Here is a 24,726-nt window from a genome sequence, read left to right as displayed (position 1 = left end):
TCGGGACAACACGTCAGCAAGTCTCAGGCTTTGGATTTTGCACCAAGCCCAAAGCAAAACGGCCGCCCCAAAAGGGCGGCCGTTTGCATTAGAAAGGCTAAGCGATTGCTTAGTTCTTTTCTTTGTCGACGAGCTGGTTCGCAGCAATCCACGGCATCATCGCGCGCAGTTTGGTGCCAACTTCTTCGATCGGGTGTTCTGCGTTCAAGCGACGGGTTGCTTTGAACATCGGCTCACCGCAATGCATTTCCTGAACGAAGTCACGTACGAATTTGCCTTCCTGAATGTCAGCAAGAACTTCTTTCATGCGGTCTTTGACCGATGCATCGATGACGCGCGGGCCGGTGACATAGTCGCCGTATTCTGCGGTGTTCGAGATCGAGTAACGCATGTTGGCCATACCGCCTTCATACATCAGGTCAACGATCAGTTTCACTTCGTGCAGGCACTCGAAATATGCCATTTCCGGTGCATAACCAGCTTCGGTCAGGGTCTCAAACCCGTATTTGATCAGCTGGGTCAGACCGCCACACAGAACAGCCTGTTCGCCAAACAGATCGGTTTCGCACTCTTCACGGAAGGTGGTTTCGATCACGCCCGAACGGCCGCCACCGATTGCCGATGCATAAGACAGAGCCAGGTCAAGCGCATTGCCCGACGCATTCTGTTCAACAGCAACAAGGCAAGGAACCCCGCCGCCACGTGCATATTCAGAACGAACCGTGTGGCCCGGGCCTTTTGGTGCAACCATCATTACGTCAAGATCGGCGCGCGGCTCGATCAGGCCGAAGTGAACGTTCAGACCGTGTGCGAACAGAAGAGCAGCGCCTTCTTTAAGGTTGTCGCGCAGTTCGTTGGCATAGATCGCAGCCTGATGTTCATCAGGGGTCAGGATCATGACAACATCTGCCCAAGCAGCAGCTTCGGCCGGGGTCATGGTTTTCAGACCAGCATTTTCCGCTTTCTTACGCGAAGAAGAACCTTCACGCAGGCCAACAGCGACTTCGGCAACGCCGGAATCATGAAGGTTCAGCGCATGGGCGTGGCCCTGCGAACCGTAACCAATGATGGCAACTTTTTTGGTTTTGATCAGATTAACATCTGCATCGCGGTCGTAATAAACACGCATCTTTCGATACCTCTGGACGTTGGACCACGCTTATTTAGCTGCGTGGCGGGATGGATCAAATAGGTTTAGGGGCAAAATCCCCTAATACCAAGCCCGATGCGGATCAACGGGCTTGGCAAACTCACATCGTCAATGTGCCGCGCGAAATGGCCGCGACACCGGTACGCGAAATTTCCGAAAGCCCCAGCGGCTCCATCAATTTGATGAAAGCGTCAATCTTTTCGGGGCTGCCGATGATTTCATAAACGAAGGAATTATTTGTCGCGTCGACCGCGCGTGCCTTAAAGATATCGGCAATACGCAGGGATTCGACACGTTTCTCGCCGGATGCAATCACCTTGATCAGGGCCAGTTCACGCTCAACACACGGTCCTGACAGGGTCAAATCATTGACCTTATGAACCGGGACAAGCCGCGCAAGCTGTGCCTTGATTTGTTCGATGACCATCGGGGTGCCCGATGTGACAACGGTAATGCGCGACTCATGGGTATGCGCATCGACCTCTGCCACGGTCAGGCTTTCAATGTTATAGCCACGGCCAGAAAACAGCCCAATAACACGGGCCAGAACGCCAGCTTCGTTATCCACCAGAACAGAAATGGTGTGCTTCGAAATTTCGGTTTCTTTCACGGTTTCGCTCCGCTAGGGCGCGGTTGGGGGCATTTTCATGCCGCCCAGACCGGCTTTTTCAATTTGGTTTGATGATATCGTCTCGCACTTTTGTCGGGTGCGGATCAGACCAGAACCATTCCTTCGTCGGAATCGATCGCTTCATCGCCGTTGCTATCTTGTGCAAGCAGCATTTCATTGTGCGGCTTGCCCGATGGGATCATCGGATAGCAGTTTTCCTTGTCATCGACTGCGACGTCCAAAATCACCGGACCATCGATTTCAAGCATCTTGGCAATGGCGTCATCCAAATCAGCCGGGTTATCGCATTTCAGGCCGGTAAACCCGAATGCCTCGGACAATTTGACGAAGTCGGGCAGGGTTTCGCTATAACTTTCGGAATAACGCGACCCGTGCAGAAGCTGCTGCCACTGGCGGACCATGCCCATATAGCGGTTATTCAGGATCACGGTTTTGATCGGCAGACGATACTGCGTCATCGTCGCGCATTCCTGAATGTTCATCATGATTGACGCATCACCGGTAAAGCAAACAACCGTCGCTTCGGGATGGGCGACCTGAACGCCAAGGGCGGCTGGCATGCCATAGCCCATGGTGCCAAGACCACCAGACGTCATCCATTCATGCGGATGTTCAAACCCGAAATGCTGGGCCGCCCACATCTGGTGCTGGCCAACATCGGTGGTGATATAGGTTTTGCGATCACGGGTCAGTGCATGCACACGGCGAATAACGTGCTGTGGCTTAATGATGTCTTTTGGCTGTTTGTAGGACAGGCAGTGTTTTTCACGCCATCCTTCAATCTCTTTCCACCAGCCATCAAGCGCTTCGGCGTTGATTTTATACTGCTTGGCTTTCCAGATTTTGATCATGTCCTCAAGAACATGGGCAATATCGCCAACAATACCGATATCAACAGCGACGTTTTTATTGATCGAGCTCGGATCAATATCGATCTGAACTTTTTTCGAACCCGGCGCAAAGAAATCAAGGTTGCCGGTTACACGGTCATCAAATCGCGCGCCAACGGCAAACATGACATCGCAATCATGCATCGCCATGTTGGCTTCGTACGTTCCGTGCATGCCCAGCATTCCAAGATGCTGTTTATCCGACGACGGATAAGCCCCAAGACCCATCAAGGTCAGTGTGATCGGAATGCCCGTGGTACGGGTGAATTCATTCAGAAGCTTACAAGCCTGCTCGCCGGAATTGATCACGCCACCGCCGCAATACAGGATCGGCTTTTTCGCCGATGCCAGCATTTCAAGCGCTTCTTCGATCTGACCACGGTCGCCTTTGACCACCGGGTTATAGGTCCGGTGCTGAACCTGTGACGGTTCAAGATAGGGCGCCTTGCCAACCAGAATATCCTTGGGAAGGTCAATCACGACCGGCCCCGGACGCCCAGAAGACGCAACGTGGAAAGCTTCGTGCATGGTGCGTGCAAGCTTGCCTGGATCTTTCACCAGATAGTTATGCTTGGTGCACGGGCGGGTAATGCCGGTGGTGTCGGCTTCCTGAAACGCATCATTGCCGATCAAATGGGTCGGCACCTGACCGGTCAGGCAGATAACGGGAATCGAGTCCATCAACGCGTCAGTAAGGCCCGTAACGGCATTGGTTGCCCCCGGTCCGCTGGTCACAAGCACAACGCCGACCTTACCGGTCGAACGGGCGTAACCCTCAGCAGCGTGGACAGCAGCCTGTTCATGGCGCACGAGAACGTGACGAATACGGTTCTGTTTAAAAATCTCGTCATATAGCGGTAGGACAGCGCCGCCGGGATAGCCAAACACGACTTCCACACCCTGATCTGCCAGGGCTTGCAACACTACTTCCGAACCGTTCAAAATACGTTCTGCCATGATTTTCGAGCCTCTTTACTTAGCGACAACAACGTGTCGCGTGATAACCGCGTGGTTGAAACATGTTCCAATTATCCTTGAATTGGAGTTGAAAAATCCGCCGAAACGGCGGTTTTCCGCCATTCCGGCGGTGCAAGCGCCAACCTATCGCCTCACTTTGGCGTGGTCAACAGAAATTGGTTAATATCATGACGCAATTTGTCGGCCAAACTTTCCGAATATTGCGCGTCGATGATTTCCTTGTCGGTCATTTGATGGCGAAACCACGTTAATTGTCGCTTGGCATAGCGCCGTGTTTCACGCTGTGACAGTTCGCGTGCGGTCTCAAGATCGGTGGTGCCCAAAAGATATGCAGACAGCTCTCTGACGCCGACAGCCTTCATTACAGGTGCGGTTTGCGGCAGGTTCATGGCGATCAGATCACGCACCTCATCAATTGCCCCTTTTTCAATCATCAGATCAAAACGCCGGTTGCAGCGGTCATACAGAATGTCGCGCGGCGGCATGTAACAAAGTTTCTTAAACACCATGTTTTCTGGCGGCGTGATCACCGGTTCCGTGTGCCAACTGGCCAATCCGCGTCCGGTATGGGCCAAAACTTCGGCGGCGCGAATCATTCTTTGGGTGTTATTGCCATCAAGTTTGGCGGCGGTTTCCGGGTCATCGCGTTTGAATTTTTCAAAAAATGCCGCGTGGCCGATCTCGGCAAGCTCGGCCATCACACTTTCACGAATCCGGGCCGGTACGTCGGGGATCGGCGCAATCCCGGCGGTCAGGGCATTTAAATACATGCCCGTGCCCCCGGTAATGATCGGAAGTTTGCCCTTGACATGGCAATCGGCAATCTCGGCCATGGCCATTTCCCGCCATTTCCCGGCCGAACAGGCTTCTGCCCCCGACAAAACCCCGTACAACCGATGGGGCGCGCGGGCAATTTCATCGTCATCGGGACGCGCGCTTAGTACGCGCAGTTCTTTATAAACCTGCATGCTATCGGCATTAATCACTACCCCGTCAAAGGCATCGGCCATATCAAGTGCAAGGGCTGATTTACCGCTGGCCGTTGGTCCGGCAACGATCAGGACAATTTGGGCGATTGGGGTGGTTTCTGCAGACATGGTACGAAGTTGTCTCTGATCAATTAACGGTGCCAAGCTTCAAGCAAACGTGCGCTTGTTTGATTAAAATCTTTGACGTTGTGTGTAACGACCGTCATGCGGGTGTTGCAATAAGGGCATCACGTTCTGACTTCGGATCGGGCACATCCAGGGTGGCTGACTTGTGCACAACGATGAGATCAATCGTCAAGATACATTGGTTAAACGCTGTCATTCGCTAATCGTCAAACCATTTGCGCAGTAATTTGCCCAGTTATGCGTCTCTGCGCGCGATCTTAAGACGTCCGTGACGTTTTAATAGTCTTCAGGCGATAACAAGACATGTGACGGTTTACCACGGTCCGAGATCACGACCGGTCCACTTTTCTGGCGGTTGCTTTGAAACGTCAGCCAACTGTGATCTTATGATGATGTCGCGCTGCTTTGGGAGGGGAAGGCACATGTCCGTCATTTTATACGGTTACCGCTATAGCGTTTACACCCGCATTGTTCGGATGGCTCTGTCCTACAAGGAGATAGCGTATCGCTATGTCGAAATGGATCCGTTTTCTGACGAAATCGCCCCAGACCATAGCAATCTGCACCCGTTTGGGCGCGTGCCGGTGATCCGCAATAACGATTTTGTCTTGTACGAAACCACGGCAATCACCCGGTATCTCGACGATATTTCTGCACCCCAAATGCTATCGCCTGATTCTGTCGAAGCAAAAGCACGAATGGTTCAGATCATCAGCATCACAGACAGTTATGGTTATGTGCCAATGGTGCGACAGGTTTTTGCCCATCGTGTCTTCCGCCCAATCGAAGGCGATCAACCAGATGAAAGCGTCATCGCCGCTGGAAAGAACACGTCGCGGAACGTGTGCGATGCTCTTGAAAAACTCGTGGGCGACGACGCGTTTTTGGTTGGCGCAAACATTAGTCATGCTGATCTTCATCTTGGGGCGATGATGGCTTATTTCTGCGCAACACCCGAAGGACGTGACGTCCTAGAACATTGTCCGCGATTGAAGCGTTGGTGGCAAAGGATGGCGGACCACGCCGTTCTGCGTGATAGTGATCCGGGCTTGCCCAACGCCTGACGAAAACTGCTTGTCTTTGCCCGGTTCAATTCGGATAAAGGCGGCATATCGGTTTTATCTCTTTCCCGCCAAGGAGCCCGCACACCATGAATTTGGTTCTGACCCTGATCGCTGCCCCGAATTCGAACGCCCTGACAGATGCCATCATTGATCGTGCGGCGATTGCGCTGACTGGGGCGGGCGCGCTTGTCGGCGGTGTCAGCTGGCTGGCAAATGGCGAGGCCTGCGACCTTGAGTTTGAGGGCATCACCCTTGATGTAGCCGATACCACGCTTGAGGAGGCGGAGCTTGAGGTCGATGCGGTCACCCAAAAAATCGCCACCCGTCGCAAAAAGCTTTTGATCGCAGACATGGACAGCACCATGGTCACTGGCGAAACCCTTGACGAGTTGGCTGAGTTTGCCGGGGTTAAGGACCGTGTCGCGGCCATCACCGCCCGTGCGATGAATGGCGAACTTGATTTCGAAGCTGCCCTTGATGAGCGCGTTGGGCTGCTTGATGGCATGTCGACCGATATGTTGGCCGAAGCATGGAAAACCGTGGAATATACCGGCGGGGCCAAAACGCTGGTTGCGACCATGAAGGCCAATGGCGCGTTTGCGGCCCTTGTATCTGGCGGGTTTGATTTCTTTACCGGTGCAGTTCGCAATGAGCTTGGCTTTGATTATGATCAGGCCAATGTCTTGATCACATCAGACGGCAAACTGACCGGCAAGGTGCAAAAACCGGTTCTGGATCGGCAGGCCAAAGTTGATGCGCTTGAAAACCTGACGGCAGAGCAGGGGATCACGGTCGACGATGCGATTGCGGTTGGCGATGGCGCCAATGACCTGCAGATGATTTCACTGGCCGGCACAGGCGTTGCGTTTCATGCCAAACCATCCGTTCAGGAACAGGCGCGCATTTGCATTAATCACGGTGATCTAACCGCCCTTTTGTATCTGCAAGGCTATGCCAAGTCCGATTTTGTCGACTGATTTGTTTTTACATATCCAAACAAAAAGGGCGACCTGACTAAACAGGCCGCCCTTTTTTATATGGTTTTTAGAACGACGATCAGTCGTCGGAATTTAGTGTAAGGCCGAAGTAACGTGCACCGGCAGATGTTTCGATCAACATCAGGATGGTACGTTTGTCATCATCAACGGCTGAGTTCACGGCATCCATCACGTCTTCGACGTTTGAAACGGAACTATGCGATGCTTCGATGATGATGTCGCCCGGACGGACACCTTTTTCCGCCGCAAAGCTGTCGCCATCAACCTCGGTCACGATGACACCTTCGGTGCCTTCGGCAAGGTTAAAGCGTTTGCGTAGCTCGTCATTGACGTTGGCGATTTTCAGGCCAAGCGCATCGACCGATGCTTCGTCAATTGCCGCTGGGGATTTGCTGTCATCAGAATTGTTTGCATTGGCTGCAACGACATCTTCTTCAAGCTCGCCCAGTTCGACCTGAACGGTTTTCTTTTCGCCGTCACGCCAGATCACAACATCGACGTCCTTGCCGATTTTGGTTTCTGCAACGATCCGCGGCAGGTTGCGCATGCTGTCAACATCTTTGCCATCAAATTTCAGGATAACGTCACCCTGTTTGATGCCGGCTTCTTTTGCCGGGCTGTCGTCAGATACACCGGCAACCATGGCACCTTTGGCGTCATCAAGGCCGACCGAGTCTGCGATATCGTCGGTAACGGTCTGAATGTGAACACCAAGCCAACCACGACGGGTACGACCGTATTCTTTCAACTGCTCGACAACGCCCTGGGCGATGGCAGACGGAATGGCAAAGCCAATACCGACCGAACCACCAGACGGGGAATAAATCGCGCTGTTAATGCCGATCACGTCGCCATCAAGGTTAAACAGCGGACCGCCAGAGTTACCACGGTTGATCGCCGCATCGGTCTGGATGAAGTCATCATACGGACCCTGGTTGATGTTACGGTTACGTGCCGAAACGATACCAGCGGTGACCGTGCCACCAAGGCCGAACGGGTTACCAATCGCCATGGCCCAATCGCCAATACGCGCATCGTCCGAGCTGCCCCATTTTACAAATGGCAGGTCTTCTTTGGGATCGACTTTAAGCAACGCGACGTCGGTTTTCGGGTCGCGACCGATTAATTCAGCGTCAAGCGTATCACCATCATGCAGGCGAACGGTGATTTCATCAGCACCATCGATGACGTGATTGTTGGTCACGATGTAACCATCGGCCGAGATGATGAAACCCGAACCCAATGCGGTCGCACGACGTTTATGTGGGGCCTGATCGCCCTGACCGTTGCGGTCCATAAAGTCACGGAAAAGGTCTTCAAACGGAGAACCAGGAGGGAATTGGAAATCGGGGCCCTGACGGTCTGCGACCATCTGGCTTGTCGAAATATTCACAACACTGGGAAGAAGGCGTTCCGCCAGATCAGCGAAGCTGTCAGGAGCGGGGCGGGCATTCGCGATGTGCGAAACACTGGTCACGCCAAGAAGAACAAGCACCAGTGCCGCGCCGACTTTGCTCCGCACTGGGTTGTATAACGCTTTTAGCATGTGTTTGATCCTGTTGGTTGCCGCGTTCACGGTAAATTCAAAAAGCAGCGCGCAATAGACACGGGGTAATTCATCCATTGCTTAATTAATCAAATTAACCCCGAGTTTGGCAGAAATTGGGCAGGCCTGAGGAAAAAACAGGAAATATGATCCTGACATTGTGGCGAACGCTGTGTGGATTTCCCCATTTTTTGGCAAAAATCCGCGCCTTACAGCCAGATGCGCACCGCCCAAATTGCCCCAATTGCGACAATGGCCGCAATCAGTCCACCGGCGCGAAGTTGTGATTCCGGGATTTCCTGAACCATTTCCATCACCCGTTTCATGCCGCCGGGAAACAGCGAATAAAACATGCCTTCAAGTGCAATGGCCAAAAGTATGGCTGTGGCAAGTTCCTTCATGGGTTCGGACGTTCCGGCGTTTTTTTAAGTCTGCCAGCGCTTTTGAAGGCAGATCATAATTATGAAAACAAAAAGGGCGACCTGACTAATATGCCGGTCGCCCTTATGTTTTGTCTAGCGGCTTGTTTGAGGCGCCGACTTATTAAAGTATTGGAAAAACTCGCTATCTGGTGAAAGCACCATGGTCGAGCCATTCGAAAGCGCGGTTTTGTAGGATTCTAGCGAACGATAAAATTCGAAGAATTCCGCATCTTTGCCATAGGCTTTACCAAGAACGACGTTTCGTTCTGCATCACCTTCACCGCTGAGAACCTCAGCCTGACGGCTTGCTTCGGCCAAGATACCAACGCGTTCGCGGTCTGCTTCGGCCTGAATTTTGGCTTTCAGCTCTTCACCCTCTGCGCGAAGCTGGGCAGCCTCGGCAATACGCGAAGACCGCATACGGTTATACACCGCCTGCGACGTTTCCTGTGGCAGATCGGTACGACCAATACGCACATCGATCAGCTGAACACCAAACTCCTTGGCCGGCTCGACCAAGCTTGCCTGGATCTTTTCCATGATCTGCGCACGGTTGTCCGACAGAAGTGTCACAAGCGGTGCCTGTGCCAATTCACCCCGGATGACCGAGTTCAGACGCTGACCAAACAACTGAACAAAGTTCGTTGTGTTGGTCGCACGTTGACGGAAGGTCAGCGGATCAACGATTTTCCAACGGGCAAAGCTGTCAACATTGACACGCTTTTGGTCCGATAGAAGAACCTGCTGTACCGGCGGATCAAGTTCAAGAATGCGGCGCTCGTAATATTCCACATTCTGGATCGGCAGTTTGAAATGCAGACCCGGTTCGGAAACCGCATGAACAGGATTACCAAACTGAAGAACAAGTGCCTGCTGATCCTGACGTACGGTAAAGACGCACATCGAACCAACCACAGCGGCGATAACAACCACGACGCCTGCGGCAATAAGTTTAGGACTTGCCATTAGTTCTTGCCTCCTGCATTCGCACGTTTCTGAACTTCTGGCAGCGGCAGATACGGCACAACGCCACCACCCTGACCATTTTGATCAATAATGACCTTGTCAGATTTGCTCAGGATTTCTTGCATGGTTTCAAGATACAGACGACGTGTCGTGACATCCTGCGCGGTCAGATAGGAATTATAGATAGAGGTAAAGCGTTCTGCTTCACCCTGTGCTTCCTTCGTCACACGGTCCTTATATGCACGGGCCTGCAGAATGGTACGTTCTGCTTCACCTTTTGCACGCGGGATGATGTCGTTGCGATACGCCAGTGCTTCGTTCTGGGAACGATCACGGTCCTGACGAGCACGCTGCACATCGTTGAACGCGTCAATAACGTCACGCGGCGGATCAACTTTCTGCATTTTAACTTCTGCAATGAACACGCCCGACTCATAGCCGTCCATGATCGACTGCAACAACGTACGCGTTTGTTCCTCAACCCGGACACGGCCCACAGTCAGAGCTTCTTCCAGATTGGTTTTACCGATGACTTCGCGGATCGCACTTTCAGCAGCAAGCTTAATGGTGTTTTCCGGATCACGGACATTAAACAGGTACGAACCCGCATCGCTGATACGCCACTGAACAACGTAATCAATATCGATGATGTTCTGATCACCCGTCAGCATCAGGCTTTCTTCCGGAACGTCCCGGGTGCCGCCATTGCCAACAGAACCATTGCCGCGATAACCAATTTCGATCTGGTTGGTCCGCTCGACGTTCGGTTTGATTACCTCGCCAATCGGAGCCGGAAGGAAATAGTTAAGACCCGGACCCGTGGTGCCAACCCATTTGCCAAACAAAAGCGTGACGCCCTGTTCGCCAGGCTGAACACGGTAAAAACCGGTCAAAAGCCACAACCCGATGATCGCGATACCAATCAGCACGAAGCCCTTGTATCCGCCGCCACCGGGGAACAGCCGTTTCAGGCGTTCCTGGCCCTTGCGAATCATTTCGTCAAAATCGGGGGGCGTATTTCCGCCGTTGCCGCCACCCTGAGGACGCTGTCCCCATGGGTTTTGACCGCCGCCTTTATTTCCGCCGCTGCCCCAGGGGCCACCGCCCCCTTGTGAATTCCATGGCATCGAGTGTTTTCCTCTTCTTGCCGTTCGGTGTTTATTTTTCGTCTACCGAGCGCACGCTCCGTCCAACAAAGTCCATTGTGCCCAGTTGCGCTTTTGCGGTGCAAGGATAAACCTGCAGTTTGACCCCAGATGACGCTTAAAGGGTCCCCCTGAAAACGATCTGCCCCGCGCATCTGATTTTTACGATGTTTGACTTCACCGCATCTGGTCGGCGATGGTGCCCACCGATTTGCCAGCTATGGTGCGTCAAACACCGCGCCAAAACCAAACACACTGAAACTTGTTGGACGGCGCATGCTCTTTCGCCTTATATGACAGCTTGCCCTGCAAAACAACGATACGCGCCTGCAAGTTCTATAAGATCACGGACTTAAGGTAAAAATTGGAGACTGCAATATGACCTCGCCCAACCGTGAACAGATTATCGCCGCCCTAAACAGCGTGATCGACCCGGTAGACGGCCAATCAATCACAGCCAAGGATATGGTGCAAGGTATTGATATAAAAGACGAAACCGTCAATGTCATGATTGCAGTCGATCCCAAGCGCGGACCGTCCCTCGAAGACCTGCGTCAACAGGCGGAAAAGGCGGTGGCTGCTGTGAACGGGGTCACAACCGCACGTGTTGCCCTGACGGCGGAACGCTCTGGCGCTGCTTCTGGCGATAATGGTGGTGGTTCACCTGCGTCTTCTGCATCTGGTGCGCCGTCACGTCCCGCTGGCGCACAGGCAGGTTCTGGTGGCCCGCAAGGCGGCCAACCCGGTCAGCGGCCCCAAGGCGGCGGGCAAAAGCCGATTGACCTGCCCGATGTGCGCAGCATCATCACCGTTGCATCCGGCAAGGGTGGGGTGGGGAAATCAACCACGTCGGTCAATCTGGCGCTGTCGCTTGCGGCCAAGGGGCTTAAGGTTGGTTTGCTTGACGCTGATATTTATGGGCCGAGTCTGCCGCGCATGTTGGGTCTGCGCGATGCCAAACCGTCCAAGTCTGACATCGATGGCAAAATGACCCCGCCATCGGCCTTTGGCATTCGTATCATGTCGATTGGCTTTATGGTCGACGAAGAACAACCGGTGATCTGGCGTGGCCCCATGGCCATGGGCGCACTTGAGCAGCTGTTGCGTGATACTGATTGGGGCGCACTTGATGTTCTGGTCGTCGATATGCCCCCGGGAACCGGCGATATTCAGCTTTCCATGGCGCAGCGCGTGCCCGTCACCGGGGCTGTGATTGTTTCCACCCCACAGGACATCGCGCTTTTGGATGCCCGCAAAGGCCTGAACATGTTCCGCAAGGTCAATGTGCCGGTATTCGGTCTGATCGAAAACATGTCCTATTACAAATGCCCGGAATGCGGCCACGTGGATCACGTATTCGATCATGGCGGCGCGCATAAGGCAGCCGACGAACTCAGCGTGCCGTTCCTGGGCGAAATCCCGCTTGATCTTAAAATCCGTCTGGGCGCGGACGAAGGCAAACCGATTGTTCATACCGAACCCGATGGCGAATATGCCAAGGCGTATGGGGCGATTGCCGATAAAATCGCGGCGGCAATTGACGATCAGGTCGGCCCGGTTGCCGCCCCGAAAAAGAAAAGCCTGTTCCCAAAAATCAGCTTTAAGTGATTTTGGCGCTGGCGCCAGCGCTGATACCGTCGATTGGCCTAAACAAACAAAACCCCGCCAGAGTGTTCTGGCGGGGTTTTGTGTTTGCAGGATTATCTGCGGATTAGGTGGCGTCTGCCATAAAGGATGGCATCCAACCTTCGTTCAGATCACGCAGTTCCGAAACGCTGACTTTGGCCTCGCCTTCGATGCTGATGGCGTCGCCACCGATCTGACCGACGATCACCGCGGCCATATTGGCACTGGCTGCTGCATTCAGAACCTTGTCCGGATCGCTGGTTGCGATCACGTAGCGGCCCTGATCTTCGCCAAACAGCCATGCGGCTTCGCTGCCCTGTTCTGGCAGGCTGACATCCGCGCCGACATTGCCAGCCATGCACATTTCAGCAATGGTAACCAACAGGCCGCCATCTGCGATATCGTGACAGGTTTTGACAACACCAAGCTCAATCAGCTCACGCACCAGCGAACCAGCACGTTTTTCCGCATTCAGATCAACCGGCGGCGGTGCACCTTCTTCGCGACCTTCGATGGTTTTCAGATACAGCGACTGACCCAATTCACCGGTCGCCGCACCGATCATGATCAGCGTGCCTTCACCGGCTTTGATGCCGATGGTTGCATGATGGTCCAGATCGGAAATCACACCAACGCCACCGATGGCCGGGGTCGGCATGATGCCTTCGCCGTTGGTTTCGTTATAAAGCGACACGTTACCCGACACGACCGGGAATTCCAGCGTGATGCAGGCATCTGCAATGCCCTTACAGGCACCGACAAACTGGCCCATGATGCGCGGGCGTTCCGGGTTGCCAAAGTTCATATTGTCGGTGATCGCCAACGGCTTGGCACCGGTTGCGATCAGGTTACGATATGCTTCGGCAACGGCCTGTTTGCCGCCTTCGATTGGATCGGCCATGACATAACGCGGGGTACAGTCAGTGGTCGCGGCGATGCCTTTGTTCGTGCCAGAAACACGTACAACACCGGCATCCCCACCCGGACGGACAATCGTGTTGCCCATGACCAGATGGTCATACTGTTCCCAGATCCAGCGACGCGATGCCAAATCAGATGACGCAATCAGGGTTTTCAACGCATCGATATGATCGACCTTGCCCGAAAGGCTGGCCGGATCAATGCGATCCTGTTTTGGGGTCTCTTCCCACGGGCGGTCGTATTCCGGCGATGCTTCGGCCAGCGGATCAATCGGAAGATCGCCTGCCAGTTCACCATGCCATTTCAGAACCATGCGTTTGGTATCGGTCAGGGTGCCGATCACCGCAAAGTCGAGTTCCCATTTGTCAAAGATCGCCTTGGCGGCATCTTCGCAACCGGGTTTAAGCACCATCAACATGCGTTCCTGCGACTCTGAAAGCATCAGCTCATAGGGCGTCATGCCTTCTTCGCGCATCGGAACTTTATCAAGCCACAGCTCAACACCAACGCCGCCTTTTGAGGCCATCTCGAACGAGGATGACGTCAAACCGGCCGCACCCATGTCCTGAATTGCAACGATCATGTCGGTCGCCATCAGTTCAAGGCAGGCTTCAAGCAACAGTTTCTCGGTGAACGGATCGCCAACCTGAACAGTTGGGCGCTTTTCATCGCTGTCATCATCAAACTCGGCGGACGCCATGGTCGCGCCATGGATGCCGTCACGGCCGGTTTTCGAACCGACATAGACAACCGGGTTGCCGATGCCAGCCGCTGCGGAATAGAAAATGTTATCCGTATCGGCCAGACCCACGGTCATCGCATTGACCAAGATATTGCCGTTATAGGACGCATGGAAATTGGTTTCGCCGCCAATGGTCGGAACGCCCATGCAGTTGCCATAACCGCCGATCCCTTCGACAACACCGCTCAGCAAGTGGCGGGTTTTCGGATGTTCCGGCGCGCCAAAGCGCAGCGCATTCAGGTTGGCAACCGGACGTGCCCCCATGGTGAAGACATCACGCATGATGCCGCCAACACCGGTGGCCGCCCCTTGGTATGGTTCGATAAAGGACGGGTGGTTGTGGCTTTCCATTTTGAATATGGCGGCCTGACCGTCGCCGATATCAATGACACCGGCGTTTTCACCCGGTCCCTGAATAACCCAATCGGCCTTGGTCGGCAGGGTTTTAAGCCATTTTTTCGATGATTTGTAGGAGCAATGCTCAGACCACATAACCGAAAAAATACCAAGTTCATTGATGTTGGGTTCACGGCCCATGATTTCGAGGACGAGTTTATACTCTTCCTCGTTCAGTCCGTGTTCTTTGACCAGCTCAGGCGTGATCGGTGTGCTGTTAAATTGGTTCGTGCTCACGATACGGCCTCCACCATGCTTTTGAACAGACCGCGTCCATCAATCCCGCCATGCAGCGGATCAATGGCATTTTCCGGATGCGGCATCATGCCAAGAACATTGCCCGCTTCGTTGATGATGCCTGCAATATTGCGCTGTGACCCATTCAGGTTGGTCGCCGGATCAACCGTGCCATTGGCATCGCAGTAACGCAGAACAACACGGCCTTCGCCTTCAAGACGGTTCAGCGTGTCTTCATCGGCAAAATAGTTGCCGTCATGATGGGCCACCGGATAATCGACCACATCGCCCATGCCATACTGGTTGGTAAAGCGGCTGCTGGTGTTCTCGATTTTCAGATGCGTGTTTTTGCAAATGAATTTCAGGCTGGCATTGCGCATCAGCGCACCGGGCAGAAGACCGGCTTCGGTCAAAATCTGGAAACCGTTGCACACACCCAAAATGGTCACACCCTGACCGGCACGGTCAGCAACGGCGCGCATGATCGGCGATTTTGCCGCCATCGCCCCGCAGCGCAGATAGTCACCATAAGAAAAACCGCCGGGAACCATGATGATGTCGACGTTGGGAAGCTCGGTTTCGCCATGCCAAACCAGGGTCGGCTTGGTGCCGGTCGCCTGTTCTAGGGCTGCGATGGCGTCATTTTCCCGGTTGATGCCGGGAAACAGGATGACAGCGGATTTCATGAAATACCGTCTCTCGATTAGGGTCCGTTACGTAATCTTGATACGCAAAGGCTTGCCGCAGCAAAACCTTGGCGGGGCGGTTAGGCCAGCTCGATGGTGTAGTCTTCGATCACGGTATTGGCGAGAAGCTTCTCGCACATTTCGGTGACCTCGGCTTTGGCCTTGGCTTCGTCCGTACCGTCGATTTCCAGTTCAATGAACTTGCCCTGACGGACGTCATTAACGCCATCAAAACCAAGACCCTGAAGGGCGTGGTGAACGGCTTTGCCTTGCGGATCAAGAACACCGTTCTTCAGGGTGACATGAACACGTGCTTTCACGAGAAGCTCCTTTAAGTTCGCATGCGCGGGTTTCGCGCGGCATTGCTTGCAAACAAAACGCTGTCCGATGATTTTCACACCGGCCAGCCATAAGAAAAAGGCCGCGCGAACGCGGCCTTGGGGATTATTTGTCTTTATTGAGCATTTCTATTTCGGCGGATTCCGGCAGGACACCAAGGCGGCGTGCCACTTCCTGATAGGCCTCTTCAACGCCACCAAGATCGCGGCGGAAGCGGTCCTTATCCATCTTTTCGTTGGTTTCCGCATCCCAAAGACGGCAGTTATCCGGGCTGAACTCATCGGCCAGAACAAGCTGTGCAAAATCGCCTTCCCAAACACGGCCAAACTCAAGTTTGAAATCAACCAGTTTGATGCCAATGCCACGCATCAGACCACACAAGTAGTCATTCACACGCAGCGTCATGCCAACAATTTCCTCAAGCTCTTCGGCACTTGCCCAACCCAGAGCGAGGATATGTTCATCCGATACCAGCGGATCGCCCAGATCGTCGTCTTTGTAATAAAACTCGACAATCGGACGCGGCAGACGTTCGCCTTCTTCAAGGCCAAGACGCTTTGCCATCGAACCGGCGACGATGTTGCGCACAACAACTTCGATCGGAACGATTTCACATTTGCGGCATAGCTGTTCGCGCATGTTCAAACGGCGAATGAAGTGTGTCGGGATGCCGATTTCCGCCAGGCGGCTCATGACGAATTCGGTAATCATGTTGTTGAGCACACCCTTGCCTGCAATCGTGCCGCGCTTCTGCGCGTTAAAGGCGGTGGCATCATCTTTGAAATACTGAATGATCGTGCCTGGTTCGGTACCGTCGTAAAGAACCTTGGCTTTGCCCTCATAGATGGGCGTCTTTCTGGACATTGGCGGGATCTTTCACATCTTTGTGTGCTGGGAGTGTCCCCAAGCACCCTGAAAATCGCGCCCCCCATATAGCAGTGCTGGGACAGAAACTCAATTGTCGCGTAAGGTCTATTTATGCAGATTTGATAATCAGAATTTGCAACAGTCCGACCAAACGCTATTGCGACGCAATATTTCGCCGATATTTCGACCGTATTGCGCCGTTTTACACGCTTTTTCCAAGTGTGGGGGCGCCCCGGCATCTCCCCGGTGCCTATAAGGCAACCGGGTGAAATGGGGTGGTGTCGGGCTGCCCATTGGCAAATAACCAGACCGGACGACGCGGAAGTTCGTTTTTATCGGTGGGAATCGCCGGAAGCCCGATCACCGATGAGCAAACCGTTTCAAATCCCATATTGCTGCGAACCAAAAGTGCGTCGCTGCGAATATCATAATGATCGGGGTCTGGTGGCATAACACCGGTATCGGCAAGCAATGCCTGCCATGCAAACCAATCGTCGGCTTCGGGATTGGGGGCGGGCGCACTGATAAAGCGCGGCAGATTGCGCTTTGTCCGTGGGCTGTTTTCGGTGTCGTTCAAATCATAGGCCGTCACAATCGACAGGCCTTCGGGGATTTCGGCGATTTCAATTTTACCATCGCCCCGATTGGCCAGCCAATATGCATCGCGGTTATCGGCAATCACCATATTAAACGGGCGATAGGCCGTGCCATCAAGTTCGGCCAGGGCCTGTGCGGCGACAATGGCATCGGCATGATCAAGTGCTTCAAGTGGCAATTCACCGCGTGATCGTTTGTCATCGGCCGGGCCAAGGGTGCCAAACCGATTAAGGACGGCGGCCACCACACCCTCTTCGTTAACGCCAAGCCACGTGCCACCGGCCGTTTCATCGAGTCCTGCGACAACATCGGGGCGGTCTTCCCAATGGCGCGCGGGTGGCTGCCAGGGGCGGTTGTTCATTTCGTCGCGATTGGCCCCAATAAGAACGGGCCAATCATGGTCGGGTCGGCGTAATATAATGACTGTACACATGAGCCAGATCAAAGCGGCATGAGGACGAGTTTGTCAAATTCAAAAGTGACCTATAAGGGGATGAAATTACCCCTGCGCGGTCATACGTAGTACAGTGCATGTAATCGATCCGAATTAAAGACGAACATCAGGGAAAAGGGGACGACATGAACACGATGAATGATCGCGAACGCGGCTTCGAAGCGAAATACAGTTTCGACTTGGAACAAGATTTCCGGATTGAAGCCCACCTTTATAAGATGCTTGCCATGTGGGCCGGCGAGCAAATGGGCCTGTCGCCAGCCGCCTGTCAGGACTACGCCAAGAAGGTCATTGGCGAAGTAATTACAAATCCCAAAGAAAACAGTATCATCAATTTCTTGATGATCGACCTTGAACGCGAAAACACAGGCGTGACGTTAAGCACAGTACAGGCCAAACTCGAAGAACTTCGTCCGGTTGCGCGGGCCGAACTCCTCGGCGGGTAACTACAACCAGCGATGTGTGAAAAATCTTCGGGTTTGCAAACACCTAAGCTGTCCCGTATTCTTTATGTGAACAAAAAATAATAAAGGGTACAACTTTTTGGTGTGGTGCTCGTGGTGTCTGGGTAGGGACGCCTGTGTGGTAAAGAGGGGCAGGGGATTTGCGTATCCTATTGGTGGACGATCACGATTTGGTTCGTGAAGCACTATCGTTGCTGTTTCAGCAATATTTTGATGGGTGTGAAGTCGTTGAAGCCGGTTCTTTGGAACCGGCACTCGAATGTATTGATGCGACAAATAATTTCGACCTGATCTTGCTGGATCTTCGAATGCCCGGCATGAACGGGCTCGAGGGCCTAAAACGGACATTGGATAAGGCTGTCAAAACCACGGCAGTTGTTTTGCTTTCCGGTGCCTATCGCAGCGAAGATGTCCGCCACGCAATTGAAGCTGGCGCACAAGGGTTCATTCCCAAAACGCTGCGCGGCCAGGCATTGGCAAATGCCATTCAGCTGGTCCTTGCAGGTGAAAAATATCTTCCGTCTTCGATCCTCAACGATATGAGCGACGGCATCGTTGGTGGGCCGGACGCGGACAAACGCATGGCGGGTGGCTTTGGCAATGAAGGTGATTTTGCACGTCTGACACCGCGCGAACGCGAAGTGTTGGCCTTGCTTGCCGAAGGACGCCCGAACAAGGATATCGCGCGGCATCTTGATTTGCGCGAAATCACGGTAAAATACCACCTGAAAAACATCTATCGCAAACTCAACGTTTCGAATCGCGCCCAAGCGGTAAAAATCGCACTCGAAGATATGGCGCGTACCGGAACTTTGTAATATGCTCGTCAAAGGCAGCTCTGTCTGAGCGTTAATTCGGCCCGTGTTTTCACGGGCCGTTTTTTATGATCAACACGGCTGTTTTCCTCGCTATGTCACCTGAAACGAGGATTTTCTTTTTATGACCATCCGCCTTGCACTTGTTGGCGACTTCAACCCAAATGTCGTCGCCCACCAAGCCATCCCCAAAGCCCTTCAAATTGCTGCTGATCATATCGGAACCGATGTCGCGTTTGACTGGATCGCAACGCCGACCCTTGCCCCGGATGCGGATCATGTTCTGGCGCAATATGATGGTGTTTGGTGTGTCCCGGCCAGCCCGTATGCCAGTTTGGACGGGGCGTTAAATGCCATTCGCTATGCCCGTGAACATAACCTCGCATTTCTCGGAACCTGTGGTGGGTATCAACATGCGGTTCTGGAATATGCCCGCAATGTTTTGGGGCTTGCCGATGCTGCCAATGCCGAAACCGACCCGGATGCGGCATTGCCGCTGATCGCACCGCTTGTCTGTGCCCTGATTGATCAGGATGGCGGCATCAAATTGGCCGCAAACAGTTTGATCCAAAGCCATTATGGTGTCCCGACCATCAGCGAAACATATCGCTGCAGTTATGGGCTGAACCCGGAATATGCCGGGCTGCTTGATGGGCAGGATCTTGTGATCAGTGCCTGGGACAATAATGATGATCCGCGTGCGGTTGAGTTGCGCGGCCATCGCTTTTTCATCGGCACCGCTTTCCAGCCCGAACGATCCGCCTTGCGCGGCGAAACCCATCCGCTGATCACCGCCTTTGTCCGCGCGGCATCTGTGACGCGCGCATAACTGCGTAAATGCACACGCCCCCGCGCCATTTCGCGGGGGTGTGTCAGACACGGTTTAGGTTTGCTTGCAGGGATGCTGTGCTGTTGTGCTGCCATCTGATGGCGTTCGGGTAGGTGGGCTTTGGGTGTTGGCTGTCGCATTTCGCGAGGATTGCATCAGCAAGGTGCCCGATAAAATTGCGGCGGTGGCGATGATGTCGCTAATCGAAATCGTCTCGCCCAGGATCAGTCCACCGGTCAAAAGCCCGATGACGGGTGGGATATAGGTGACGCTGGCTGTTTTGATCGCCCCCAATATCCCGACCAGATGGTAATAGCACATAAACGCGACACCTGTTCCCATCAGGCCCAGCCCGATAAACAGTGATCCGGCGGCTTTCCAGTCGGTGAAAATCATCGAAATCCCGTCATAATCCCCCATGATCAGCAAGGTGATGGACGCAAGTCCCAGCTGATAGGTGCACAGCGCAATCGGCGATATGCCAAGCGGGCTTATGAATTTGCGCGTGTAAACAAATGACAATCCAACGCAGCATGATCCAAAGGTTATGCACAGTACCCCGTTTAAATCACTGCTGGTAATCGCGCTGTCCCACGGTCGGGCAATCAGGATGACACCGCTAAACCCGATCAAAAGCCCGCTGATGGATCGGATATTGATTGGCTCTGAACGCAGAAATATCGCGGCTGCGACGAATGAAAATAGTGGGATGGCCCCGCTTAACATCCCTGCCGTACTTGATGGTAAAAGCGAAATGCCCGTGGCAAAGGCATAATAATATACCGTCGCCGCCAACAGCGACATCACCACGAAATGGTGCAAATGACGGATATGTTCCCAGCGCAAAACCTTGCGCGACAGGGCAAAGGCAAGGACCGGTAAAAATCCCATCACCACCCGCACCATGACGATTTGAATGGGCGACACCACGACGCCAGCGATTTTGTTAAACAGAAACGTCAGACCCCATAACAGGGCCAGAAGACCAAAGATAAAATAAGGGTTCGATATGCTGCGTTTCATCGGGTCGCTTTCGCTTGTGGGGATTGCCCGATTGTAGGAACTGCGCGCATCGGCTACAAATCATGTTATCTGTGCAATGGAATAGAAAAACTGCATCATGGTTTCATATCCTCCGCTAAACTCGTTGCGTGCGTTTGAGGCTGCTATTCGACTAAATAGTTTTTCTCTTGCCGCCGAAGAATTAAACGTCACCCCAGGCGCGATTGGTCAGCAGATCAAAAAGCTCGAAGAGTGGCTGGGGCAGGAGCTGTTTACACGCTCTGTCCGGCAAATCCGTCCGACGGCCGATGGTCTGGAATATGCCGCGCGTATTCAGCCCGCCTTGCGCCAAATTGTTGATGCCAGCCAACAGGTGCGCGATCGGTCTGATCGGTCGGTTCGGGTTGTGATGCCGCCAAGCTTTGCGGCGAAATGGTTTTCACGCCGCATGGCGCGCTTTCTGATTGATCACCCGACAACATCGCTGCATGTCGGATCGCAAAGCCAGATGATCGATTTCAATCTTGATCCGGTTGATATCGCCGTTCGCTATTTCGATGACCAAGATGACAGTCTTGAAACCGTGCTGCTTTATCAGGGGCAGGCTGCAACCTTTTGCGCGCCGTCCTACCGGGATCAACTGAACTTGCAAACACCCGACGATCTGGCCCGCGCCACCTTGTTGAACGATATCTTGCATGCGTGGTGGGATGATTGGCTGGGTGCGTATTCCGGCCTTGCTGCACAGGAAGTTGGCAAAATCACCCGAATTGAAATTGATCAAACCTCCATGGCGATCGAGGCCGCCATTCACGGGCAGGGTGTTGTTCTTGCCAATCCGCTCCTAACCGAAGAAGACGTTGCCGAGGGCAAACTTGTTCACCTGTTTCCCCAAAATGTCCTGCGCGTACCGTTTGGCTATTATCTGGTCCACCCCAAAAGCCGCGCCCTTCGCGGGCAGGCAAAGCTGTTTCGTGATTGGCTCTTGGCAGAGGCGCAAGAACTTGCTGTCGGCTGACGTATTTTCGTCATGCAACGTTGCGTGCTTTGACAAAGACTCGGCTTTGTTGGTCAAACCGGACTGAAATGGTTTGCTTAAGTTTGAGCAGAGCTTGCCGTGATGTGCGCTCAATGGCGCTCAGTTGGACGCGACGTGAGCGGTACTGAGCAACACTGAGCACAAATGGTGCAATTTCCCTGTTACTCACAGATTTGGACGCCCCAATCGCTCTTTGGCGACTCTACGGGGCGCTGTAATCGCAACTTTTAAAAGATTTACCTCTAAATCATTCTTCTTTAACGGTAAAATAGCCGCCGTGCGTTGCCATTTTCGCTCATGCGCGCTGCAGAAATGATCATTTTATTTCATTATGTGACTAAAATGTTGCAAAAAAGATCGAACTGGTTCATCGTCACTGGCAATGATCGGTAAACATAAAACCGGCAGGCTAGGGATGGACGTCGAATGAGCGATCTACCAAGACACCAAGCAATTGTCGAATTGCTGGAAGAAAAAACCTTTGTCTCGGTCAATGAGCTTGCATCTGTCATGGGTGTCTCGTCTGCGACGGCGCGACGTGACATTGAAAAGCTTTCCGATGCGGGATTGGGCCAAAAAGTCCACGGTGGCATTGCCGCAAACGCGGTGCCCGTGCAACGCCGTGCTGTCAATCTTCCCTTTATCGAAAACCGTGACATTGCCGTTGATAGTAAACGTGCAATTGCCGTGGCTGCCGCAAGTCTGGTGCGCGATGGATCATCGATCATCGTTCATGCAGGGTCGACCTGTTTTCACTTTGGCACCCAGATCGCATCACGCAATATTCGCGTCTTCACCAACTCAACGCCGCTTGCGGGGTATCTCTCGGAAAATGGCACCTGCCAACTGACTGTCGGCGGTGGTGACGTGCACCGGGAACCGGGGATTTTGTATGACCCGGCGGGCAAGGGTTATGACTTTTTCGCCGATCAATTCTTTGTCGGCGCCCTTGGCATCAGCTCGCATGGGCTGCTTGAAAGCCATCCGTTGCTGGTGCGGTTGTGTGATGACATGTCCCGCCAAGCAAATGAAACCATCGTCCTTGTTGATAGCCGCAAATTTGCCGAGCGCCCGCCAACGGTTGCACTGCCGCTAACGCGCGTTCACCGGCTGATCACCGATGATGGTCTATCCGATGCCGATGCCAAGATCTTAGAAGATCACGGTGTTGATTACATGGTTGTGGAAGCAAGGGAGAGCAAAGGCATATGACCCCACAAGAACACCCTTTGCTTGAGATGCGCGACATTTCCAAGACCTTCGGGTCGGTTGTCGCGCTGTCAGGCGTATCGCTCACGGCCTATGGCGGCGAAGTCCACGCCCTGATGGGAGAAAACGGTGCTGGCAAATCAACACTGATGAAAATCCTGTCGGGTGCTTATACGCCCGATGCTGGCGGTGATATCCGCATCAATGGCACCCCCATTCAGACCGGGAACCCCAAAATTTCCCAGGCCAATGGCATTGCCGTGATTTATCAGGAATTGACGCTCGCACCCAATCTGACGGTAGCTGAGAACGTCTTTTTGGGCAATGAACGCACACGCCGTGGCATTGTTGACCGTGCTGCGATGCGCGATGAAACAACCCCGATCCTCGAACGTCTGGGCGTAAAGTTCAGTGCATCGACACAGGTGGCATCCCTGTCACTTGGCGAACGTCAGTTGGTCGAAATTGCGCGCGGCATGTCGCGCGGGGCGCGGATCATCGTCATGGATGAACCGACCACGTCTTTATCAAGCAGCGAAACCGAAAAGCTGTTTGACGTGATCGCGGGTTTAAAGGCCGAAGGCATCGCAATCATTTATATTTCCCACCGGATGGAAGAAATCTATCGCCTGTCTGATCGGTGCTCGGTTCTGCGCGACGGAAACTATGTCGGTACGCTTGAACATGACGAGCTTAATGCCGAACGCCTTGTGTCGATGATGGTTGGGCGCGATATGTCGACCTTCTATACCAAGGAACACAAACCCCACACCGGGGAACGTGACATCGTGCTGTCGGTCAAAGGCATGACTGATGCGGCTTTGGTCAAGGATTGCTCGTTTGATGTTCATCACGGCGAAGTTCTGGGCATTGCCGGGCTTGTCGGTTCTGGTCGAACCGAACTTGCGCGTCTGATTTATGGTGCGGACCCGGCTGTATCGGGCAAGGTGTTTTTGAACGGCAAGGACGTCACGCCAAAATCCCCACGCGACGCGCTGGCCGAAGGCATTGCGTATTTGACCGAGGACCGTAAGGAACTTGGTCTGTTTCTGGATATGACGATTTCCGACAACATCAACATTTCCGTGATGGAAAGCGATTCTGGTCCGGGTGGTATTCGCCGTTTTGGCAAGGAAGAAACCCGCGCACGCCAGTCGTTTGAAAATCTCGGAATCAAATCACCATCCGCAAAAATTACGGTTGGCGCGCTTTCTGGGGGCAATCAGCAAAAAGTCCTGCTTGCCCGCCTGCTGGAAGCCAAGCCCAAGGTGATCATTCTTGATGAGCCAACGCGTGGTGTTGATGTCGGGGCGAAATCGGAAATCTATCGTTTGATTGATGGCTTGGCACAGCAGGGTATTGCGATTGTGATGATTTCAAGCGAACTGCCCGAAATCATTGGTGTGTCTGATCGCGTGCTGGTCATGCGTGAAGGTGTCATCGCTGGCGAGATATCCCCAAAAGACGGCAAGGCGATTGAACAAGAAGACATCATGCGTCTTTCGACCGGCCCGTCGTCCGGCCCGGCTGGCAATCACCCCCGTCAAACCGCACCCGCGCAAGCAGCCTTATCCTGACTCCCTAAAAGATGGAGACCA

Annotated in this window: 23 protein-coding genes; 9 read left to right on the top strand and 14 right to left on the bottom strand. The window is 53.5% G+C overall.

Annotated elements, in window-relative coordinates; translation table 11 throughout:
• Nucleotides 1–109: 109 nt before the first annotated feature.
• From ilvC to miaA, 4 genes are all read right to left on the bottom strand, one after another.
• Nucleotides 110–1,129 (bottom strand): ketol-acid reductoisomerase, encoded by a 1,020-nt coding sequence (gene ilvC / locus HCZ99_RS14060; RefSeq protein WP_167447647.1) that lies wholly within the window; start codon nt 1,127–1,129, stop codon nt 110–112.
• Between the two features lie 121 nt (nt 1,130–1,250).
• Nucleotides 1,251–1,760 carry an acetolactate synthase small subunit gene (gene ilvN / locus HCZ99_RS14055; RefSeq protein ID WP_167447646.1) on the bottom strand — a complete coding sequence of 170 codons (510 nt, stop codon included), beginning with the start codon at nt 1,758–1,760 and terminating at the stop codon, nt 1,251–1,253.
• 104 nt (nt 1,761–1,864) lie between these two features.
• A complete protein-coding gene (locus HCZ99_RS14050; protein WP_167447645.1) occupies nt 1,865–3,628 on the bottom strand; it encodes an acetolactate synthase 3 large subunit in 1,764 nt (587 codons plus the stop codon).
• 152 nt (nt 3,629–3,780) lie between these two features.
• Nucleotides 3,781–4,746: a tRNA (adenosine(37)-N6)-dimethylallyltransferase MiaA gene (miaA, locus tag HCZ99_RS14045; RefSeq protein ID WP_167447644.1), complete on the bottom strand. Its 966-nt coding sequence runs from the start codon at nt 4,744–4,746 to the stop codon at nt 3,781–3,783.
• A gap of 440 nt (nt 4,747–5,186) precedes the next feature.
• Here miaA and HCZ99_RS14035 point away from each other — a divergent pair, with 440 nt between their 5' ends.
• Both HCZ99_RS14035 and serB read left to right on the top strand, forming a co-directional pair.
• Nucleotides 5,187–5,828: a glutathione S-transferase family protein gene (locus HCZ99_RS14035; protein WP_167447643.1), complete on the top strand. Its 642-nt coding sequence runs from the start codon at nt 5,187–5,189 to the stop codon at nt 5,826–5,828.
• 86 nt (nt 5,829–5,914) lie between these two features.
• Nucleotides 5,915–6,805: a phosphoserine phosphatase SerB gene (gene serB / locus HCZ99_RS14030; protein WP_167447642.1), complete on the top strand. Its 891-nt coding sequence runs from the start codon at nt 5,915–5,917 to the stop codon at nt 6,803–6,805.
• 79 nt (nt 6,806–6,884) lie between these two features.
• Here serB and HCZ99_RS14025 read toward each other — a convergent pair whose 3' ends face one another.
• The 4 genes from HCZ99_RS14025 to hflK all read right to left on the bottom strand — a co-directional run bounded on the left by HCZ99_RS14025 (nt 6,885) and on the right by hflK (nt 10,887).
• Nucleotides 6,885–8,372 (bottom strand): DegQ family serine endoprotease, encoded by a 1,488-nt coding sequence (locus tag HCZ99_RS14025; RefSeq protein WP_167447641.1) that lies wholly within the window; start codon nt 8,370–8,372, stop codon nt 6,885–6,887.
• 209 nt (nt 8,373–8,581) lie between these two features.
• On the bottom strand, nt 8,582–8,773 hold the full coding sequence (locus HCZ99_RS14020) for a DUF2065 domain-containing protein (protein ID WP_167447640.1): 192 nt from the start codon (nt 8,771–8,773) through the stop codon (nt 8,582–8,584).
• Nucleotides 8,774–8,887: 114 nt separating this feature from the next.
• The gene (hflC, locus tag HCZ99_RS14015) at nt 8,888–9,760 is read right to left on the bottom strand and encodes a protease modulator HflC (protein ID WP_167447639.1); all 873 of its coding nucleotides are present in this window, start codon (nt 9,758–9,760) and stop codon (nt 8,888–8,890) included.
• Nucleotides 9,760–10,887, bottom strand: a complete 1,128-nt coding sequence (gene hflK / locus HCZ99_RS14010) for an FtsH protease activity modulator HflK (protein WP_167447638.1) — start codon at nt 10,885–10,887, stop codon at nt 9,760–9,762. Before hflK ends, hflC begins: the two co-directional genes overlap by 1 nt.
• A gap of 396 nt (nt 10,888–11,283) precedes the next feature.
• Here hflK and HCZ99_RS14005 point away from each other — a divergent pair, with 396 nt between their 5' ends.
• The gene (locus HCZ99_RS14005; RefSeq protein ID WP_167447637.1) at nt 11,284–12,513 is read left to right on the top strand and encodes an Mrp/NBP35 family ATP-binding protein; all 1,230 of its coding nucleotides are present in this window, start codon (nt 11,284–11,286) and stop codon (nt 12,511–12,513) included.
• 103 nt (nt 12,514–12,616) lie between these two features.
• Here the strand turns inward: HCZ99_RS14005 and purL are convergent, their stop codons facing one another.
• From purL to HCZ99_RS13980, 5 genes are all read right to left on the bottom strand, one after another.
• Nucleotides 12,617–14,827 carry a phosphoribosylformylglycinamidine synthase subunit PurL gene (gene purL, locus HCZ99_RS14000; protein WP_167447636.1) on the bottom strand — a complete coding sequence of 737 codons (2,211 nt, stop codon included), beginning with the start codon at nt 14,825–14,827 and terminating at the stop codon, nt 12,617–12,619.
• Nucleotides 14,824–15,513 (bottom strand): phosphoribosylformylglycinamidine synthase subunit PurQ, encoded by a 690-nt coding sequence (gene purQ / locus HCZ99_RS13995; protein ID WP_167447635.1) that lies wholly within the window; start codon nt 15,511–15,513, stop codon nt 14,824–14,826. Before purQ ends, purL begins: the two co-directional genes overlap by 4 nt.
• An 80-nt stretch (nt 15,514–15,593) precedes the next feature.
• Nucleotides 15,594–15,833, bottom strand: a complete 240-nt coding sequence (gene purS / locus HCZ99_RS13990) for a phosphoribosylformylglycinamidine synthase subunit PurS (protein WP_167447634.1) — start codon at nt 15,831–15,833, stop codon at nt 15,594–15,596.
• A 124-nt stretch (nt 15,834–15,957) separates the two neighbouring features.
• Nucleotides 15,958–16,716 carry a phosphoribosylaminoimidazolesuccinocarboxamide synthase gene (gene purC / locus HCZ99_RS13985; RefSeq protein ID WP_167447633.1) on the bottom strand — a complete coding sequence of 253 codons (759 nt, stop codon included), beginning with the start codon at nt 16,714–16,716 and terminating at the stop codon, nt 15,958–15,960.
• Between the two features lie 253 nt (nt 16,717–16,969).
• Nucleotides 16,970–17,749 (bottom strand): NRDE family protein, encoded by a 780-nt coding sequence (locus HCZ99_RS13980; RefSeq protein ID WP_167447632.1) that lies wholly within the window; start codon nt 17,747–17,749, stop codon nt 16,970–16,972.
• A 146-nt stretch (nt 17,750–17,895) separates the two neighbouring features.
• Here HCZ99_RS13980 and HCZ99_RS13975 point away from each other — a divergent pair, with 146 nt between their 5' ends.
• The 3 genes from HCZ99_RS13975 (at nt 17,896) to HCZ99_RS13965 (ending at nt 19,878) form a co-directional block, all read left to right on the top strand.
• Nucleotides 17,896–18,216, top strand: coding sequence for a DUF1476 domain-containing protein (locus HCZ99_RS13975; protein WP_167447631.1), 321 nt, complete (start codon nt 17,896–17,898; stop codon nt 18,214–18,216).
• 158 nt (nt 18,217–18,374) lie between these two features.
• Entirely contained in the window at nt 18,375–19,052 is a 678-nt protein-coding gene (locus HCZ99_RS13970; RefSeq protein WP_167447630.1) for a response regulator, read from the top strand.
• A gap of 121 nt (nt 19,053–19,173) precedes the next feature.
• Nucleotides 19,174–19,878: a CTP synthase C-terminal region-related (seleno)protein gene (locus tag HCZ99_RS13965; RefSeq protein ID WP_167447629.1), complete on the top strand. Its 705-nt coding sequence runs from the start codon at nt 19,174–19,176 to the stop codon at nt 19,876–19,878.
• A 54-nt stretch (nt 19,879–19,932) separates the two neighbouring features.
• Here HCZ99_RS13965 and HCZ99_RS13960 read toward each other — a convergent pair whose 3' ends face one another.
• The gene (locus HCZ99_RS13960; protein WP_167447628.1) at nt 19,933–20,901 is read right to left on the bottom strand and encodes a DMT family transporter; all 969 of its coding nucleotides are present in this window, start codon (nt 20,899–20,901) and stop codon (nt 19,933–19,935) included.
• A 97-nt stretch (nt 20,902–20,998) separates the two neighbouring features.
• Here HCZ99_RS13960 and HCZ99_RS13955 point away from each other — a divergent pair, with 97 nt between their 5' ends.
• The 3 genes from HCZ99_RS13955 (at nt 20,999) to HCZ99_RS13945 (ending at nt 24,705) form a co-directional block, all read left to right on the top strand.
• Nucleotides 20,999–21,898: a LysR substrate-binding domain-containing protein gene (locus HCZ99_RS13955; protein WP_167447627.1), complete on the top strand. Its 900-nt coding sequence runs from the start codon at nt 20,999–21,001 to the stop codon at nt 21,896–21,898.
• Between the two features lie 447 nt (nt 21,899–22,345).
• Entirely contained in the window at nt 22,346–23,131 is a 786-nt protein-coding gene (locus HCZ99_RS13950; RefSeq protein WP_167447626.1) for a DeoR/GlpR family DNA-binding transcription regulator, read from the top strand.
• Complete coding sequence (locus HCZ99_RS13945; protein ID WP_167447625.1) at nt 23,128–24,705, top strand: sugar ABC transporter ATP-binding protein; 1,578 nt, start codon at nt 23,128–23,130, stop codon at nt 24,703–24,705. Before HCZ99_RS13950 ends, HCZ99_RS13945 begins: the two co-directional genes overlap by 4 nt.
• Nucleotides 24,706–24,726 lie beyond the last annotated feature (21 nt).

Origin of the sequence: Thalassospira lucentensis (genome assembly GCF_011806425.1) — a bacterium.
Classification (GTDB): domain Bacteria; phylum Pseudomonadota; class Alphaproteobacteria; order Rhodospirillales; family Thalassospiraceae; genus Thalassospira; species Thalassospira lucentensis_B.
The sequence above is the reverse complement of the archived record's forward strand: the minus strand, read 5'-3'. Positions and strand labels throughout refer to the sequence as shown.

What these genes read in the sequence shown, in the direction of transcription:
- HCZ99_RS13960 (WP_167447628.1), bottom strand. Translation starts at nt 20,901, where the DNA reads ATGAAACGCAGCATATCGAACCCTTATTTTATCTTTGGTCTTCTGGCC.
- HCZ99_RS13955 (WP_167447627.1), top strand. Translation starts at nt 20,999, where the DNA reads ATGGTTTCATATCCTCCGCTAAACTCGTTGCGTGCGTTTGAGGCTGCT.
- HCZ99_RS13980 (WP_167447632.1), bottom strand. Translation starts at nt 17,749, where the DNA reads ATGTGTACAGTCATTATATTACGCCGACCCGACCATGATTGGCCCGTT.
- HCZ99_RS14025 (WP_167447641.1), bottom strand. Translation starts at nt 8,372, where the DNA reads ATGCTAAAAGCGTTATACAACCCAGTGCGGAGCAAAGTCGGCGCGGCA.
- purC (WP_167447633.1), bottom strand. Translation starts at nt 16,716, where the DNA reads ATGTCCAGAAAGACGCCCATCTATGAGGGCAAAGCCAAGGTTCTTTAC.
- HCZ99_RS14035 (WP_167447643.1), top strand. Translation starts at nt 5,187, where the DNA reads ATGTCCGTCATTTTATACGGTTACCGCTATAGCGTTTACACCCGCATT.
- serB (WP_167447642.1), top strand. Translation starts at nt 5,915, where the DNA reads ATGAATTTGGTTCTGACCCTGATCGCTGCCCCGAATTCGAACGCCCTG.
- HCZ99_RS14020 (WP_167447640.1), bottom strand. Translation starts at nt 8,773, where the DNA reads ATGAAGGAACTTGCCACAGCCATACTTTTGGCCATTGCACTTGAAGGC.
- HCZ99_RS14050 (WP_167447645.1), bottom strand. Translation starts at nt 3,628, where the DNA reads ATGGCAGAACGTATTTTGAACGGTTCGGAAGTAGTGTTGCAAGCCCTG.
- hflC (WP_167447639.1), bottom strand. Translation starts at nt 9,760, where the DNA reads ATGGCAAGTCCTAAACTTATTGCCGCAGGCGTCGTGGTTGTTATCGCC.
- HCZ99_RS13945 (WP_167447625.1), top strand. Translation starts at nt 23,128, where the DNA reads ATGACCCCACAAGAACACCCTTTGCTTGAGATGCGCGACATTTCCAAG.
- HCZ99_RS14005 (WP_167447637.1), top strand. Translation starts at nt 11,284, where the DNA reads ATGACCTCGCCCAACCGTGAACAGATTATCGCCGCCCTAAACAGCGTG.
- HCZ99_RS13975 (WP_167447631.1), top strand. Translation starts at nt 17,896, where the DNA reads ATGAACACGATGAATGATCGCGAACGCGGCTTCGAAGCGAAATACAGT.
- purQ (WP_167447635.1), bottom strand. Translation starts at nt 15,513, where the DNA reads ATGAAATCCGCTGTCATCCTGTTTCCCGGCATCAACCGGGAAAATGAC.
- miaA (WP_167447644.1), bottom strand. Translation starts at nt 4,746, where the DNA reads ATGTCTGCAGAAACCACCCCAATCGCCCAAATTGTCCTGATCGTTGCC.
- HCZ99_RS13965 (WP_167447629.1), top strand. Translation starts at nt 19,174, where the DNA reads ATGACCATCCGCCTTGCACTTGTTGGCGACTTCAACCCAAATGTCGTC.
- HCZ99_RS13950 (WP_167447626.1), top strand. Translation starts at nt 22,346, where the DNA reads ATGAGCGATCTACCAAGACACCAAGCAATTGTCGAATTGCTGGAAGAA.
- ilvC (WP_167447647.1), bottom strand. Translation starts at nt 1,129, where the DNA reads ATGCGTGTTTATTACGACCGCGATGCAGATGTTAATCTGATCAAAACC.
- hflK (WP_167447638.1), bottom strand. Translation starts at nt 10,887, where the DNA reads ATGCCATGGAATTCACAAGGGGGCGGTGGCCCCTGGGGCAGCGGCGGA.